General features: G+C 35.1%; 20 protein-coding genes and 1 pseudogene. All 21 read left to right on the forward strand.

The features are described 5' to 3' along the window. Positions 1-181: 181 nt before the first annotated feature. Positions 182-688 carry a RadC family protein gene (gene radC / locus LC076_RS10920; RefSeq protein WP_226668697.1) on the forward strand — a complete coding sequence of 169 codons (507 nt, stop codon included), beginning with the start codon at positions 182-184 and terminating at the stop codon, positions 686-688. 15 nt (positions 689-703) lie between these two features. Continuing rightward, complete coding sequence (locus LC076_RS10925) at positions 704-1219, forward strand: DUF1643 domain-containing protein (protein WP_226668699.1); 516 nt, start codon at positions 704-706, stop codon at positions 1217-1219. A 26-nt stretch (positions 1220-1245) separates the two neighbouring features. Next, positions 1246-1560, forward strand: a complete 315-nt coding sequence (locus LC076_RS10930) for a hypothetical protein (protein WP_226668703.1) — start codon at positions 1246-1248, stop codon at positions 1558-1560. Beyond that, positions 1557-1793, forward strand: coding sequence for a hypothetical protein (locus tag LC076_RS10935; protein WP_226668708.1), 237 nt, complete (start codon positions 1557-1559; stop codon positions 1791-1793). The genes LC076_RS10930 and LC076_RS10935 overlap by 4 nt, the downstream gene beginning before the upstream one ends. A gap of 76 nt (positions 1794-1869) precedes the next feature. Further along, positions 1870-2877 carry a hypothetical protein gene (locus LC076_RS10940; RefSeq protein WP_226668711.1) on the forward strand — a complete coding sequence of 336 codons (1008 nt, stop codon included), beginning with the start codon at positions 1870-1872 and terminating at the stop codon, positions 2875-2877. Positions 2878-3058: 181 nt separating this feature from the next. Beyond that, a complete protein-coding gene (locus LC076_RS10945) occupies positions 3059-3535 on the forward strand; it encodes a hypothetical protein (protein ID WP_226668714.1) in 477 nt (158 codons plus the stop codon). Further along, entirely contained in the window at positions 3535-4182 is a 648-nt protein-coding gene (locus tag LC076_RS10950) for a hypothetical protein (RefSeq protein WP_226668716.1), read from the forward strand. The genes LC076_RS10945 and LC076_RS10950 overlap by 1 nt, the downstream gene beginning before the upstream one ends. A 72-nt stretch (positions 4183-4254) precedes the next feature. Further along, positions 4255-5934 (forward strand): phage/plasmid primase, P4 family, encoded by a 1680-nt coding sequence (locus tag LC076_RS10955; RefSeq protein ID WP_226668720.1) that lies wholly within the window; start codon positions 4255-4257, stop codon positions 5932-5934. Between the two features lie 154 nt (positions 5935-6088). Beyond that, a complete protein-coding gene (locus LC076_RS24150; protein ID WP_264191505.1) occupies positions 6089-6211 on the forward strand; it encodes a hypothetical protein in 123 nt (40 codons plus the stop codon). Further along, the gene (locus LC076_RS10960) at positions 6195-6755 is read left to right on the forward strand and encodes a recombinase family protein (RefSeq protein WP_226668723.1); all 561 of its coding nucleotides are present in this window, start codon (positions 6195-6197) and stop codon (positions 6753-6755) included. The genes LC076_RS24150 and LC076_RS10960 overlap by 17 nt, the downstream gene beginning before the upstream one ends. Further along, positions 6709-8406: a recombinase family protein gene (locus LC076_RS10965; RefSeq protein ID WP_226668726.1), complete on the forward strand. Its 1698-nt coding sequence runs from the start codon at positions 6709-6711 to the stop codon at positions 8404-8406. Before LC076_RS10960 ends, LC076_RS10965 begins: the two co-directional genes overlap by 47 nt. A 616-nt stretch (positions 8407-9022) precedes the next feature. Continuing rightward, positions 9023-9355 (forward strand): hypothetical protein, encoded by a 333-nt coding sequence (locus tag LC076_RS10970; RefSeq protein ID WP_226668728.1) that lies wholly within the window; start codon positions 9023-9025, stop codon positions 9353-9355. Then, a complete protein-coding gene (locus tag LC076_RS10975) occupies positions 9352-9552 on the forward strand; it encodes a hypothetical protein (RefSeq protein WP_226668731.1) in 201 nt (66 codons plus the stop codon). Before LC076_RS10970 ends, LC076_RS10975 begins: the two co-directional genes overlap by 4 nt. 223 nt (positions 9553-9775) lie before the next feature. Next, positions 9776-10258 carry a hypothetical protein gene (locus LC076_RS10980; RefSeq protein WP_226668733.1) on the forward strand — a complete coding sequence of 161 codons (483 nt, stop codon included), beginning with the start codon at positions 9776-9778 and terminating at the stop codon, positions 10256-10258. Positions 10259-10522: 264 nt separating this feature from the next. Further along, positions 10523-10813, forward strand: a complete 291-nt coding sequence (locus tag LC076_RS10985; RefSeq protein ID WP_226668735.1) for a hypothetical protein — start codon at positions 10523-10525, stop codon at positions 10811-10813. A 627-nt stretch (positions 10814-11440) separates the two neighbouring features. After that, positions 11441-12664 (forward strand): phospholipase D family protein, encoded by a 1224-nt coding sequence (locus LC076_RS10990; protein WP_226668737.1) that lies wholly within the window; start codon positions 11441-11443, stop codon positions 12662-12664. 39 nt (positions 12665-12703) lie between these two features. Continuing rightward, complete coding sequence (locus tag LC076_RS10995) at positions 12704-13360, forward strand: SLATT domain-containing protein (RefSeq protein WP_226668739.1); 657 nt, start codon at positions 12704-12706, stop codon at positions 13358-13360. Positions 13361-14006: 646 nt separating this feature from the next. Beyond that, positions 14007-14537, forward strand: coding sequence for a DinB family protein (locus LC076_RS11000; protein WP_226668741.1), 531 nt, complete (start codon positions 14007-14009; stop codon positions 14535-14537). 85 nt (positions 14538-14622) lie between these two features. Then, positions 14623-14829 carry a hypothetical protein gene (locus LC076_RS11005; protein WP_226669346.1) on the forward strand — a complete coding sequence of 69 codons (207 nt, stop codon included), beginning with the start codon at positions 14623-14625 and terminating at the stop codon, positions 14827-14829. A 670-nt stretch (positions 14830-15499) separates the two neighbouring features. Then, a pseudogene (bglS, locus tag LC076_RS24490) lies at positions 15500-16237 on the forward strand (beta-glucanase); the annotation flags it as partial. 45 nt (positions 16238-16282) lie between these two features. Continuing rightward, positions 16283-16636: a carbohydrate-binding protein gene (locus tag LC076_RS24495; protein ID WP_413465979.1), complete on the forward strand. Its 354-nt coding sequence runs from the start codon at positions 16283-16285 to the stop codon at positions 16634-16636. Positions 16637-16959 lie beyond the last annotated feature (323 nt).

Below are 16959 nucleotides of genomic sequence, written 5' to 3' on the forward strand. Positions count from 1 at the left end.
CGCATTTACACTTCACTACAATCATTCCTTTTTCGTATATATCATTTACAATTATAAGTTTTAAAACCGAATATAATGAGAATTCAAATATATATTATATTAATAGAAAGCAATGTAAATAAGCAAATCAGCTCTAATTCCTCTTTGGAATTAGAGTGTTTTATTTTTGGAGGAATGAATAATGGATAACTATGGAAATCAACAACAATTTTTATTGAATCTTGATAAAAAAGAGAAAAAGAAAGTCTCTGCAAAAAGAGTAAATATTGTATCTGTTAAGTTAGTTAAGGAATCTAGTCTACTTTACAAAGAAAGGTCTATTAGGTCACCAAATGATGGATACCAACTTATGAAACTGTTCCTTGAAGATAAAGACCGTGAGCATTTCATTGTTGCTTCACTTGATACGAAGAACCAACCAGTATCCATTAATGTCTGTCATATTGGGAGTTTAAACGCAAGTATAGTGCATCCTAGAGAGGTAATGAAGGCTGCTGTCTTAAGTAATGCAGCATCAATAATTGTAGGGCATAATCACCCTTCGGGAAAAACTGAACCAAGCAAAGAAGATTTAGAGGTAACTAAAAGGCTAAAAGAAGCTGGGAAAATCATTGGCATAGATGTTTTGGACCATATAATTGTAGGTGATGAAACCTTCACTTCATTAAAAGAAAAAGGCTATATCTGAAGGGAGTAAAGAACAGTGAAAGCAACAAAAAGCACGATAAAAACAGAAGTTACTTATGATGAGGAAATGAAAAATAAGTATCTTATCAGGAAAGAGTGGGACAAGAACAAGAAAAAGGCACTTGTTATTATGAAAAATGCAGGTCAGGCAGACGAAATTGTACAAGACCAAACAACGATGTATGTTATTAATAACCTTTCTAAATTGGAATATGGGGTTGTTGATATTGTGAATTTATTTCCAACTATTGAAGGTAAAGAAACGACAAAATCTGCTACTGAAAATTTGAAATGCATTCAAGAAGCAATAGCAAGAGCAGATGATGTGATTATTGCAGTCGGAAAAGGAGTTAAGACAAATAAGAAAGCAAATGAACGATTGAATATGATATTAGCTATATTACTAGACAAGAAAGCAAACATTCTTCAAATAGAAGCAAAGTTTGGTAGGAAAGGTTTTCACCCTCTCTACCCTGCTCTGAAACAGCAGTGGAAGTTAGTAGCGTATGACGTTAGCAAGAGTGTATGCTAAAAAAATTATGTAAGGAAGGCATAGCTATGTTTAATATTGAGGAATTGAAAGATTTTATGGAAGAGAAGTACGGTGTAGCAGTTAAATCAGATGCAGTAGGAGAAGAGACGGTACTTTTATATCATGATGAAATGGACGAAGAATTCATTTCAATAGATATTAAGAGAATTTTACCGAATCCAGTTTTGTTTCAAACTTATATATACAATGAAGATTCAGAGTGGATTATTGGAATTGCTTTAGAAGTGTCATCCAATAGTCCACTCTTTTTAGTTTGTATAAAAGACTCAGAGAAGATTTTTGAAGAGGTATTACTCCCAAAAAGGGATAATGAAAAATGATATATACAGCATATGTTAATGAATTAGAAGAACGTTCCTATCAGCAGGTGACCTTTGATATGGAAGATTGGTCTTTTGTCTATTTTCCAGCACAAGATAAGGGGGAAGAAATCGAAATGAAAATTTGTCTCGAAAGCGAAAATATCTATAAACGTAAAATGGGATATGAAGATTGGTGGTTTGTGGATTACTTAGAAGGAGATATTGTCTTAAGTGATATTGGTGTAAAATAAAGAGTGAAAAATCGGAAACGAGATTCCGATTTTTTTTAATAATAGAAGGGATATACCCTTCTAAGGAGTTGAAAAGATGGTTGAAAAAATTACTATGTATCAAATTACTAAAGAGTTACTGGCACTAGAAGGTGAGGATATAGATTCGATACCTGCCGACGTAGTAAAAGATGCCAATCCTAATAATTGTAAATATTTTAAAAAGGTATTAAATTCAGTAGCTATAGATGAAGAAGTATTTAAGAATAATATTGGATTTTCTTTTAGCAAAGATTCTAAAGAAGCTATTAAATCAATAATTAAAGACCATGTTACTTACAGTAAGTTGATGCAACAGCATCCAGAGGATAGAGATTTAAAACTTTTAACCGTGCTAACAGCTCATATTAAAACGCTTTTAATAAATGAGATTGAAGACCGCCTTTCTTTACAGTCAATGTTAGCAAAACTAGAACTGGTAACCTTCAATGAAAGGCAACAACTGAATAAATATTTGCAAAGTTTGAGCATACCAAACCTTGAAGAGACATTAAGTCCCACAGACGAAGAAATATTACATATGTATTATATTGAAGAAATGATTTTACTTAAAAGGAAGTTTAAACATATCCGTGAACTTTTCTCAGAAATTAGAGCAGAAGAAGTTATCGATAAGTCGGTCGAAGAAATTGTAAATTTGAATTGCAATCTATTATTAGAAGAAATCAGTCCATCTACGGAGAAGATTAAGTTAGACCGTTTAGTTATAAAAGACTTGTTAGATACTAAAAAGCAGAAAGATGCCATGGTACAGAAAACAATTGAAGAATTGGCTAATCAGGCTGAACTAAAAGAAAAAGAATTTATCAATGAGTTAAAAGTTTTTAGAAAGAAAGGATATAAGGACCATAGTTTATTCGAATTAAATAACGAAAGAAACTATGTAGACACTGAAGAATATGCTTCACCTTACGAAATTTTAGAGCAGGCAAAAAAAGAATATAAGGAATTCAAAAGCAAAAAGCCAAAAAAATTAACCTCTTCTAAAGAGATGATGGCACTGAGAGAAATACTAAGAGCAAATGGATTTTTAAAGGGACAATAGTGTGGAGTGCACTATTGTTTTTTTTTTTTGAGAAAGGGTGTCTCATATTTCTATTTATGAGATACCCATTGGCTATATAAGCATATGGCATTATAAGATTTGAAGAAGATAGTTAGCTCTTCAAACCTGTGAAATCAGAATAGAGTATTGAAAATTAACTATATTTTAGGAGGGGAAATTTATGCTATTGAAAGAACAAACTCAAAAATATTACAAAGGAAAATTGAACTTCATTAATAATGTTCAGGAGCATAACAGGTTGGAAAATATTTTAGGAAAGGAACAAAGATTAATGGATATGAATCCTTTTGGAGATGAACTATCCGGTGAAAATGGAGAGAATGATTTCGCTGTACTAGATGATGTAAATACAGTAAAAAATGTAATGGTCTTTGCGGAAATTAATCGCTACAAAGAAACTCTCTTGTTAGATATGCAAGAGGAGGAAAGAAGCAAAGTCATTAGTCTTATTATTGACAACCTAAATAGGTTTCACGTAAAACCTGTTGCTTATGAAGTAAAAACTGATTCCATTGTAGTTGCATGGTATCTCAATACAGTAATGAATACTTTTAGGTTTTCTGAGTCCATTGAGGCTTTAGTAGACTTCTATGGCGAGGTAGAAAACAGCAGTGAAGAAATTGGAGGATTGGTATAGTGGGACTTAAAAAAGTAAGACGTCCAGTATTGTTTGGTGAAAAAGAAGTTTTAGAAGAGAGAGGATGGAAAAACGTGATGGACAAAAATAATGTATCTGAAAATACGACTAGTTATATAGGAGAGGGATGGAATAGCCCAATTGTACCGAGTCAACCGGTAAATAGTGACCAAATTGATTCAGATACGCAACATGTCTTCTCGAATGAAAATAGTAATGTGTATGAATCAAACAAGCATCGAAATGATTCCGCATTAAACCGCACTATTTCTTTTTTCGGGGACAATGTGAAATTGCCAAGGAAGGCAAAAGTTGAGCAAGGTAATTATGAGTTTCGTATTGACAACATAACTACTAAAGAAAATGTAGCAGGAAAATTCGGAATATATGACCAGTTTTTGATTACATTCTCCATTCAAAAAGTTGGTATGGAAGTACCAAAGCAAATCACTATTCCATATATCATATCAACAAAAGCTGAGTCAGCATTAATGGTATTCCTTGCTAGCTTTAAATCTATTTTTAAAGGGCAGAACATTACTATTACCCAGTTAGTTGGATTGATTGGAACATGTGAAATTAGTCATTTTGAAACAGCTTCAGGTGATGTATATGAAAGATTACTAGTTATAAGCGTAAATTCATAATTCTAATAAGTATTTTTAAGAGTAGGAATAGGCTCATAAAGCCTATTCCCTACCCAAGTAAGGAGAAATGACATGCTAGAAGTAAACAACTTGAATGATTATATTTCAAAATATCCAATTAGCAAAGTAAGGTTGCTAGAATCGACTACAAAAACAAAAACAAAAATACTGTCAATAGATATTAAAGAAAATCTTTCACTAATTGTTACAGCAGTTAAAATGGTTTCTTACGAAGAAGGTGCTGCCCTCTTCTCTGCTTTGATGAATCATGTACATGAAACAACAAGACAAGTTGCTAATGAAATGTACAATAATGCTAAATTAGTGTCTGAATCCCTTGTTCCGTTAGAACTACTGGAAGAATTAACACTTATCCTTATGGTTGGAAAAGCAGAGGAACGTGGGTATTTATATGATGAAAAGAAAAATAGCTACACGTTCAATGCCAATGCATTTGCAAAGCACTTTAAAAAAAGATGTAATGTACGCTCAACGAAGGATGGGCGATTGTTCCTTTACAACAGAAAAGGTGTGTATGAAGAGCTTTCTGAGGTTAGTCTTGGAAAGGTCATACGAACAATTATGCACGAGGGTAGATGGAACAGTTGGAAAAGTCCTTATGAATCGGAAGTAGTAAAAGCACTTCAACGTGAAGCAATTATAGTTAAAGAAATGAATACAAATCGTAACTACATTAATGTGAGGAATGGGATGCTCAGCTTGACAACATTTACACTTCATCCTCACTCACATGAATTTTTATCAACCGTACAAATTCCGATAGAATATAACCCTAATGCCACCGCCCCTCTTTTCATGAATTTTATGAAAGATATTACCATTGATGACAGCCAGCTAATTAATGTTCATCAAGAGTTAATAGGGTATTGGCTGACAGTCGAAACAAAAGCTGAAAAGGCAGTTTATTATTATGGTGGTGGGGCTAATGGCAAAAGTGTTATGGCTTCCATAGTTACTGCTCTTGTAGGTGAAGATAATGTTAGTAGTGTCCCTCTCTCAGAATTCAGCCAAACATTTGGCATGGAAAACCTTATTGGGAAATCGCTTAATATTGCAGCTGAGAATGAAATGGGCGGTAAAGCACTCAAAACCGAAAACTTTAAGGCAATTGTTAGTGGAGATAACATCACTATTAACATAAAGTATCGCCCAGCTATTAATTATCGACCATACTGCCGGTTGGTTTTCTTAGTCAATAATCTTCCCGACTCATCAGACGTAACAGAAGGCTATTTTCGGAAAATTATTATCGTTCCTTTTCCAAGAACCTTTAAAAAAGAAGAACGAAACGTAGAATTGAAAAACGAGCTTCTCAAAGAACTTCCTGGAATTCTTAATTGGGCTATTCAAGGATTGAAGCGGCTTAGAAGTAACAACTATCAGTTCAGTGAGTGTAAAGCTATTAAGGAAACCGAAAGTGCTTATCATGATGAGCAAAATCCAGTGAGAGAATTTTTCCATTCCCATGTAGTCCAAGTGGGCGGTTCCCGTACTAAGCAGTCTGACTTTTACAATATGTACAGCCAATGGTTAACTGTTCAAGGGATTGATGACAAAGGAACGAAATCTCGTCAAGTATTTTGGCGCTATTTCAAAGTAATTTTAGACAGTGAAAATATCCCGATTGTGAAGAAAAAAGTCAAAGGAACTGTCTACTATGATGGAATAAAGCTAATAGAGTTGGGAGATTTACACTTCCCTACTATAGCTGGCGATAGTATTCAGTTTTAAGGGGGATAGGGGGTGTGTGAAAACCAAAAAAATCATACAATACCTAAAGCTAAAAACTAAAATAAAAGAGTTTTGTTTTAGCTAACCACCCCTCCCCCCAGTTCTTTACAAGGAATTGAAATATATATTATTACTTCGATGAGGTGAGCTTATCATGAAAGAAAAAGAAGCTTCTATCAATGAATATCAAAATCTGTTAGATATCTTAGCAGAAATGGTCACAGAGTACCTTACTAAACAACCTAAAGGAGAAGAGTCCAATGATAAAAAATTATGAAATTGTACAGCAGAATCTAGACAATTTGGTAATCTACACTAGAAATACATCTTGGACCCAACCCGAGGGGTATCGAGTACACCGAAACATCCAAGTTTTAAAAGACAAATGCGAGCAGGCAGGATATCAAGTTAGCAGAGTTTACTCAGAGCCAAGTTCGGAATCTGCGTACAAAGTAAGACCAGTATTAAAGCAAATGTTGAAAGACGCCGCTAGTGGCTTGTTTGCAGTGTTAGTTGTATGGGATGTATTCACACTATCTCCTGATGGAGAGGAGCTTCAGCAAATAGAAAGAGAGTTTGCTGAATATGGTGTAGTGCTTTGTTCAGCAACAGAGTATTTTGATACTTCTACAGAAGAAGGAGTGAAAGTGTTTGAGTATATGTGCAAACTTCTAAATACTAAACATTTATCCTTATCAGCTATGCAAGGAATTCCATTGTCACAGGTAGCTCGTTGGTTAATAGATGACGACAATAAGAAAGGAGGTAAGAACGATGCCAAGCCATACGAGTCATGCGCGACAGCTAAACGACCAGCTTGACCAACTCAGCCAAATTGGAACACAGAAAAGAGCAGCTATCTATGCCCGAGTCTCCACGTTGGAACAGGCAGAAGAAGGGTACAGTATTGACGAACAGGTACGAGTTCTGAGAGAAATGTGCGAGCGAGAAGGTTACGTTGTTCATAAGGAATATGTGGACAGAGGTAAAAGTGGAAAAAATATTAAAGGTAGACCTGCCTTACAACAACTACTGCATGATGCCAATAGTAAAGACTTTGAATTAGTGCTTGTATGGAAGGTGAATCGCTTTTCTCGAAAGACGAAAGATTTGCTTAATATTGTTGAAGAACTTGAAGGGAAAAATATTGTTTTTCGCTCATATACTGAAAACTATGAAACAGCAACTCCTGCTGGAAAAATGCAGTTTCGTATGTTAGCAGTCATTGCTGAATTTGAACGAGACAATATCGCTCAAAACGTAAAAATGGGGATGTTGGCTCGAGCAAAGGAAGGTTCCTGGAATGGCGGTCAGGTGCTTGGTTATGATGTCGTAAGCGTACCAGGAGAAAACCGTAAGAGAAAGCTTTCTACCCTTGTGATTAATCCAACAGAAGCTCAAACGGTTCGAAAGGTATTTGACCTTTATGTTGAGGGGAATGGCTACAAATCCATCGCAAACAAACTCAACAATGAAGGACACCGGACAAAAAAGAACAAAGACTTCTCCATCAATGGGATAAAAACGATTCTAAGCAATCCCCTTTATGCAGGATTTATTCGCTATAATGTCCGGAGAGATTGGAACGAGAAGAGAAGAAACAATATTAATCCTCACCCTGTAATTGAAAAGGGGCAGCACGAAGCTATCATTACAGAAGAAACATGGGAAAAAGCAAAAAATATCATGGCGAGTAGAAGCGGCAAGCCTAATCGAATACATGACGGCGAGTTCCCTCTCACTGGTATCATGAAGTGTCCTGCATGTGGGGCAGGAATGGTGATTGGAAGGACAACGAATACACTCAAAGACGGAACAAAAAAGGTTCTGGAGTATTATGTATGTGGGGCTTGGAAGAATAAAGGTTCAGCAGTTTGTCGCTCGAATGGAGTAAGAACGGATTATGCAGACCCTTATGTACTTGAAAAGCTATCAAACATAGCTACAAGTGATGTGCTTATAGAGCAAATTGTTGAACGTATTAATAACAAGAAAGAACGAGATTCTTCTCCGCTTCAGCACGAATATGAGACCTTGAAAAAGGCACTAGAGTCCAATCAACAAAAGAAAGAGAAAGTCCTTGGTTTGTACGAAGATGATTTGATTCAAAAAGCTGACCTTGTGCAGCGGCTATCCACTTTGAATGAAGAAAAGGAACGACTTGAAGAAAGACTATCTCCAATTGAATTGCAAATGGGGGAAGGTGGTACACAACTTATAAACTTTTCAATGGTCAAACAGGTCATGCAGAACTTCAAAAGTGCCTATCAAGAGTCATTGACCAGAGAGCAGAGGAAAAGGCTGTTGCACCTGCTCATCCGTCAAATCACCATCAATGAGAACCGAAAGATTGATACGATACAAATACAACTCAATAAAGAAGTTGCAAAACACTTCACCTTTAAAGGGGGAGAGGATTCATCGATTACGGATGAGTTCTCTCCCCCTTTTTCTATTTTAATCGACCTATGAAAAGGAGCAAGTTAACCTATGAGCATAATTAATGTATTCAGGAATTACATGGAGGAGCATCACCCACACTTAGCGTGGAAGGAATGGAAAGCCGACGTTAGAACTCTTTCAGTGGAAGATAAGCAACGAAGCGGTAAAGGCTACTATTCCAGATGAAAATAGACCAGAACTAACATGTTGGGTATTCTTCTATGATGGCGGTGCATCAAACGTTGTGTACTTATTAAAGGATAAGCATGGTTTGAAAGATATCGGAATTTGTCTGTTGAAAGATGGTGAACTTGTTAAGCCTATTAGCTTCGTATGAAGAACTGGCAGTCGGAAAGGTAGAACAATCAATACGCTTAGAAGTCAGAGAGGTTTGCTCTATAAGAGTTTTCGTCTCTGTTTTCGTGTTTGATTTTCCGGTAAAGGAGGTGAGTTCATGACACCAATTGACCTATTCAAAGCAGGCGTGGCGTTTGGCGTATCAATTTACTTATATGTGAAGAAGAACACTAATCTAAAAAAATAATGGGGGAATAGTAATGCAATACTTTTTGTTGGGAACAGCTGTAGGAATTGTAGTTTCATTGGCAACAGAATTGACACAAAAACCAAATAGGAGCTAGTACTAATGAAAAAAATAAAATGTTTAAATGAGTTTAATAACCTTATAGAAGTGCTTCCAACTGAATTTATTGATTATTTGAATTGCGAATTTTATCACCTCTATGAATATCTAAGTAATAACGAAAAGCTGGAGGACTTCATATTACCAAGCTATCAGAATATGGTAATATTAGAAAGTGAAGAAGAGATTAATAATATATTGATTAATACATTAGACTTAGAGTTTATAGAAGAGGTTGAACTAAAAGAGGTTACAATCATAAGAATAGGTATAATTTGTTATGAAGATATACAACTCCACTATGTGGAAAAGAGATTAGGAGGAAGTATTTTATGAAAAAGGTTGAAACACTTGGGACAGTGCAAGATGTGGCTAATGTAATTCAAGAATTGTATCAGCATATGGAGATTATCATAGAAGGACCCGGTAGAGAAGAAGTAGGTGAAAGTGTTATAAAGGTATTAATAGATTTTAAAGTTACACACACTGAAAAAATAATAGATGAAGGTCGCTACATTAAAATTTATGACTGATAAAAAATAAGTATTTCACTGTTTATTCACATTATAAACAAGGAAGGGAAACATTCGTCTAATGGGTGATTTCTCTTCTTCTTTTTTAGTTTTATTGACTTAGGAAATGAAAGACTTAGTACGATTACAAAAAAATTAAAACGTAGTTTATGTAAAAAGAGGAATATTGTTACAGTATGTCGAAAGTATGGGTATTATAGTAATTCAGATGGAGGAAAAAAGTATGATACCTACTACTTTGACTGAACTAAATAGAGTAAGAGAAGAATGTAAAGCTATGGTTAACAAAAGGGCTTCGGCTTCAGCAGCAGCGGCAGTTATTCCAGTACCAGGTGCCGACGTTGGTGCAGATGTTATCATAATGATGGAGCTTCTACCTGCGATAAACAAAAAATTTGGATTGTCTCCAGAGCAAATTGACCAGTTGGATTCTGCAATTAAGGGAAGAATTGCAGTTATTATTTCATCAATTGGTAGTGAACTAGTAGGTAAATATATAACAAAACAGACAGTTACAATGTTATTAAAGAAAGTAGGAGCTCGTATTGCTGTTAAACAGGTCACAAAATATGTCCCATTTATAGGACAAGCAGTTTCTGCAGGAATTAGCTTTGGAGCAATGAAATACCTTGGAAATTCACATATTGACGAGTGTTTTGAAGTATGTAAAAGAATAATAGAAGTAAAGAAAACTGAATCTGCATAAGATTAATAGTTAACCTCTTAAGCGATTATGCTGAAGAGGTTTTTTAAAGAAGTATTACACATACCTATTGATAAAGTGAACAGAATGAAACAAACTTTTCATTGCCATCAATGAGAACCGAAAGATTGATACGATACAAATACAACTCAATAAAGAAGTTGCAAAACACTTCACCTTTAAAGGGGGAGAGGATTCATCGATTACGGATGAGTTCTCTCCCCCTTTTTCTATTTTAATCGACCTATGAAAAGGAGAAAATGACCTATGAGCATTATTAATGTATTCAGGAATTACATGGAGGAGCATCACCCACATTTAGCTTGGAAGGACTGGAAAGCGGATGTTAGAACTCTTTCAGTGGATGACATAAGCAATGAAGAGGTTAAGGCTACTATTCCAAATGAAAACAAACCAGAACTAACATGTTGGGTATTCTTCTATGATGGAGGTGCATCGAATGTTGTGTACTTATTACAGGATAAGCAAGGACTGAAGGATATCGGGATTGGACTCTTGAAAGATGGCGAACTTGTTAAGCCTATTAGCTTCGTGTGAAGAGTGGGCAGCCAGAAAAGTAAGATAATCAATACGCTTAAAAGTCAGAGAGGTTTGCTCTATAAGAGTTTTCGTCTCTTTTGCTGTGTCTAATATTACTTAAAGGAGGTGAGTCCATGACACCAATTGACCTATTCAAAGCAGGTGTGGCGTTTGGCGTATCCATCTATGTGTATGTGAAGAAAACAGTAGCCGAAAAATAAAAGGGGGGGATTGTAAGGCAATACTTTTTAATGGGAACAGTGGTTGGAATTGTAGCTTGTTTAGTATCAGAGCTTACACAGAATCCTTCAAGGAATTATCGCCGATGAAAAGGATTCAATGTTGAAAGACCTTGATAACCTTGTAGGTAAGATTCCAAATGAATTTTTACAGTACTTAAACAGCGAGTTTAATTGTCTCTATGAATATCTTAGCAATAGTGAGGAACTCGATAACTTCATAATAGGTAAATATCAAAATATGGTAATATTAGAGGAGGATGATGAGATTCTAAAATTTTTGCTTAATGTTCTAGACTTGGAATTTATTGAAGAGGTCAAGCTAAGTCAGATTACAATCATCAGAATTGGTTTGAATTGTGATGAAGATATACAGCTGCACTATGCAAAAAAAGGGGGAACATATATGCCAATTAGTTTTTTAGATAAAAATTTTGGAAGCACATTCTTTTCATTATTAGATTCAACAAAGAAAAAGATTCGAATTATTTCTCCTTTTATTGGTTATAAAACAGCATTAGCCTTAGTTAATTTTATTGAGCAAACGGATAATGAGTTAGACTGTGTATTAATTACACGCTTTGATAGAGAGGATTTTATTAAAGGTGTTAGCAGTATAACCGGTTTAGAGCTACTTAAAAGGGCTGGTGTGAAAATGTATGCACTTCAAGGTCTTCATACCAAGCTTTATATCTTTGATAATGAATCAATAATAATGGGCTCAGCTAATTTTACTTTTAATGGGTTTTATAAAAATCATGAGTTTGGGGTTTTCATGGAAGAAGAGCGTGAATTCTCCGTGGAGTGTAATAATTATTTTGATGGTTTACTTAAAGACATCAAGAATCATGGTGACTGGGAGATAACTCAAGACCTTATCGTAAAGGAAAAACCTTATTGTGATGATGCAGTAACAGGAAGAGCCCATTCGCAAAAGAAGGCTAGAAAAAACGAGTTACCTGTAACTATTCAGCCCAATAGAGTTAAATGGGGAGCAACTCTTGATATGAATGGTCAACAACGATTTGATAACAATATAGAAAAGGACATTGTAGAAGAAATTCTAAAAGAAGAATCCGAAAATCAAATTCAAATACGTAACACGGGTATTTGGTTAAAGTTTGAAGGTAACAGTGAAAATCGTATTCCCAACAACCTAACCTACTTTGAAAGAAGGAAAAAGGAACATAGAAGGCGTACATTTTTCCCAAAACCACCTTCTGGAATAAAAGGTGGTCAGCTATTGTTCATGACAATGGTAAGTACAGATAAAGAGGACAAAGGGACTCCTATAATAGTAGGTTATGCGATTACATCAGGGTTTAATGAAACTAATATTGTAGATGATAATGCACCTTTTAATTCCAAAGATAGAAAAGGTAGATATCCTTACTTTGTTGAACTAACAAGTGGACGGTTTTTAAAGGCTCCAATCAAAGAAGGGATTACATTAAGGGAGCTTGCTCGTGAGTTACAAACTGACTTGTATCCTAATCCAAAGTCAAACTTCAATGAGATTATTTATACTCATAGACAAAAGTCTCACCTTCAAGTAACAGAAAGAGCACATGACTATATAATGCAAAGGTTAGACTCATTATTTAAAGAATATGGTTATGAAGAGCTGTAAACAAACATTAATAAAAATTATTAAAAAGAGGTCGTTACGTTGAGAGAAGTTTCCGATGTTTATAACCTAATGAAAGAGTTAGAAAGAAGGAGTAAGATAATTAGGAGTTCAAGAATCGAAGCGTCAAAAAGATATAAAGAAGATGATAACTTTTACAGGTTTATAACGATATTTTACTCTATTATTGTTACTGTCGTCTCAATCAGATTTGCTTTTGGTTTGGATACTTTGAATCCAATCGGGAATCAAAAGCTCTCAATTCTTCTTTTAGTTATGTCAGTTTTCGTTACTTTATTTACGATGTATGTGTCCATAAAAAATGCTGGAGAAAAAGTAGGTAGATTTCAATCTAACTATATGGAATTAACAAGATTACTTGCAGATATTCAACTTGCTAACACTTCGTATACGAGAGAGAGTGAGTCAGAGTTAGAAATAGTTAATGAAGATTATAAGAAATTTTCAAATAGGTATGCTTCTTTACTTACGCAATCTGATAACCATGATGATATTGATTATTGGAGGGCGGTAAAAAGAGAAGAAGAAGAAAATACGGAAAAAGTAAAAATTGCTGATGAGAAAATAAAGGTCTTTAAAAGATGGAAGTATTTAAAAAGAGTAGTAGCATTTTTATCTGTACCTTTACTTTTAGTCCTCATATTTTTGATTGAGTTCTGTTTAAATTATTTTTGGTGAATGGAGGTTATTACAAAAAACCTCATTTAGATACATCACGGAGAACCGTACCACAAATAGTGGAAAATAGGAAAGTAGCAGTAGCAGTATATTCGAAAGACGTCTTAAGTTAATCTCTTTTAAAAGATAAATCACCCCTGCTTAATGCGCTTTAAGTTATAATATTGCACTTGGACCGACTCCTTGCAGATAAATATATCTGCTTTAGTATTCTCTGATAGGAGTTGGTGTGTTCGTTCAACAGTTATTCGAGCAGGTGTAACCATTCCAAAGGAAAATTCAATTTAGGATACTCTTTCTGTCTCACAAATAGGGCAAGTTTGGTGATCAGGGCTTTTTTATTATTTTATGACCACTTTTGCACCGTATCAGCTTGATGATATTGTTGGTATGCTTCAGCCTCGAATATGGCACAAGTTCGCCCCTAGCTATGCGCGCGGAGGCTCGACAATTTTAGAATCCTACTTCTTGAGTCCACTAGCTTTTATATGTAAGAGGTCGAGGAACGGTTGAGGTTTTAAAACCTTAGTCTTTATGCTTACGGATTCAGGAAGAAGCCGAAAAAATTCTAATATGCTACTGACACTGTTGTCAGTAGCATATTTATATATTGGAGTGAATCAAGAAGAATGAGGGGTGTGTTTTTATGAGAAGTACTGCTGATGCGTTGCAATTGTTTGAAAAGAGTGTGGAACGCTATTTATTTGAATTGGAAGACCTTACAATGGAACAGTTACTTGCAGCACCAAACGAGGAGGAGTGGTCCATTGGGCAGATGTTTGTGCATTTGATTCAGTCGACGCATTATATGCTGCGTAACGTTGAGCAATGTTTGGCTGGAGGCGATGATGTGACGGGGGTAACGAAGGGGAAAACGGAGGATGGCAAGGCTTTATTTGAGTTAGGAAGTTTTCCGCCAATTCGAATAAAAGTCCCAGCTTCGTCGTACACAACACCGCAGCCGGAGGGCAAGGAGCAACTGATAGAAGGACTTCGAGACGTATTGGAAAGGATGAAAAGAATAGAAAGAGTATTGAATCAGGCTCCTGACGGCAATAAAGCTATTCATCCAAAATTCGGTGCATTAAATGCTAAGGAATGGTTTTTACTGGTAGAGATGCACTTCAGGCATCATTTCTTGCAGCTTGAACGATTGTTAAATGTCCTAGAAAAATGACGATGTGGAATTAGTATCTGCCTCAAACAAATCTATTAGCGTTAAAAGTTGCAATTGAAGCAGCAAAAGCAGGGGAACAGGACAATTGAAGAAACAAATAGCATTGAATATATCTCAAGCTCTTGAAAAAGTCAAAATAGTAGCAGACAACAGTGTGAAATCAAGTCAAGAAAGTTCAGCATCAACTCAGGAACAGTTAGCAACAATGGAGGAAGTTTCTAGTTCTGCCCAATCTTTATCTTTCCTGGCGGAGGAATTACAGCAGTCTATCTCAAAATTCCAAACAAGATAAAGAGGAGTGTTTAAACTAACAAACATATAGATAAATTATTCTAATTAGACTGAACTATTCACTTGTAGTTTAGTCTTTTTTACAAGGTAAGAAAGCAAAATGGATTTGAACAAAAAAGTCCCCTGGGCTTGATACGAGGTGTCCGAAGCTGCGCAGCAGAAGGATCCTTAAATGAAGTATAAATGTTGAAAGAAATATAGTAATAAATACTCATTTAGTAAGAATAGCAAATTTATAAGAGTAACTTATTGAAATATTCTGATTTATAGTTTAACATTATTACTGAAAGCGCTTTCGTAATAATGTTAGCAAAAATCTATGAATATTGTTTTTTTTACCCTAATACTAACGCGCGTTAGTTAAATACTTTAAATTAACAGCTCTATTCAATAGACATCTTAAAGAAATTCAGTATATGTTAATTTTCAAAAATAGTAAGAGGCTCACTCCTACAAGAAAATTACATCTACAATGACACTTTTAATCAGGGTTATTATGAAAAAATGAGATAATTTTTTGCTTTGCTTTCTCTTCTAACCTGTATTGTTTACTTTGGAAAAAGAAGAAAAGTAAAAGAGTATACAAAGGATAGCTAGCATTAAGATCAATCTAGCGAAGTATAGTGAATTATTTTGTTTTGTAATACAAACTAAATTAAGGAGTGGTTATAATTAACATTTCCAATAAAATTAGACTTTTAATACTGACGCTAATCATGATGTCTTTTACAGTGGTGACTTATGCCCAAAACCCAGTAACAAAGGAAGAAGTTTATCATTCGTTTGATAGGCATGATGGGCAAAAATGGGAGATAGCTGATGGTTGGAGAAATGGTGATACTTTTTTTGGCTGTCATTGGAGTAATAATCGGGTCAATTTCTATAATGGTGCAATGGAATTGTCTCTTCGTGCAAATTATTCATATTCAGCACCATATAACTATGAGTGTGGGGAATATTCGACGAGTAACTTCTATGGCTATGGTTTGTACGAAGTATCAATGAAACCTGCAAATGTATCGGGCGTAATTTCTTCTTTCTTTACGTATACGGGTCCATCATTTAATGGAGCACCGTGGGATGAGATTGATATTGAATTTCTAGGAAATGATACAACGAAGATACAATTCAATTATTATACGAACGGTGTAGGAGGAAATGAGATTGTCCACGATTTAGGATTTGATGCATCACATAGTTTTAATACGTATGCATTTGATTGGCAAGAGGATTATATTAGCTGGTATGTTAATGGAGAGTTGGTAGCTACTGCAACAAATAATATTCCAAGTAACCCCAGTAAAATTATGATGAATATGTGGAATACTTATGGAATTGATGAATGGGCAGGTAGATATGGTGGAGAGAATGCAAACACCTCTTATGAGTGGGTCCGATATACACCGAATAGTGGAAGTGGGGGTTCAAATCCTTCAGTTGCGGCTGACTTTCAATTGAATGCGTGTGATTATACAGATTCAAGCGGGATAACATCTTGGAATTGTGGTGTAGGAACTTTTCATTCCGGTAACTGGATAAAATTTGATAACGTTGATTTATCTACAGGGTATAACGCATTTGCTGTTAGCTATGCCTCACCTGATAGTGGTAGTTTCGATATTAGACTAGGTAGTCCTACTGGACAAAGAATTGGAACTGTGAACTATGGTCCAACTGGTGATTGGTCTACCTATCAATGGAGTGGTACCCCATCATTGAATGCAGCTGTGAGGGGAATGCAGGATATATTTATTGTATCTACTAGTGGAGCAGCCAATTTAAGAGAATTTTGGTTTAAAAATGAATAGTTAAGTGGTTTTGAAAAAATAGTCACTTTATGCTTTCTATAACTTGAAGGAGGTTGTCCAGTAGGTTTATATGACCCTACGACAGCCTCTTTTTATATGAAAAGATGGAATAAGTCTACAATTCTCTAATAAGATAAATATCATTAATTATGTGGAGACTTTGTGCGTAGTGAGGACTTGGCTAAACTTCTAGGATTATCTAGAAGTACAAAATCAAGAGTTATTAATCATTATCCAGATATACCACCATCCACAAGAGAAAAGGTACTTAGAAGGGACAATTTTAGTGCAGCTCTTTATGTAGATATAAGATTCCGATATAC

Source organism: Metabacillus litoralis (genome assembly GCF_020524045.1).
GTDB classification, from domain to species: domain Bacteria; phylum Bacillota; class Bacilli; order Bacillales; family Bacillaceae; genus Metabacillus; species Metabacillus litoralis_C.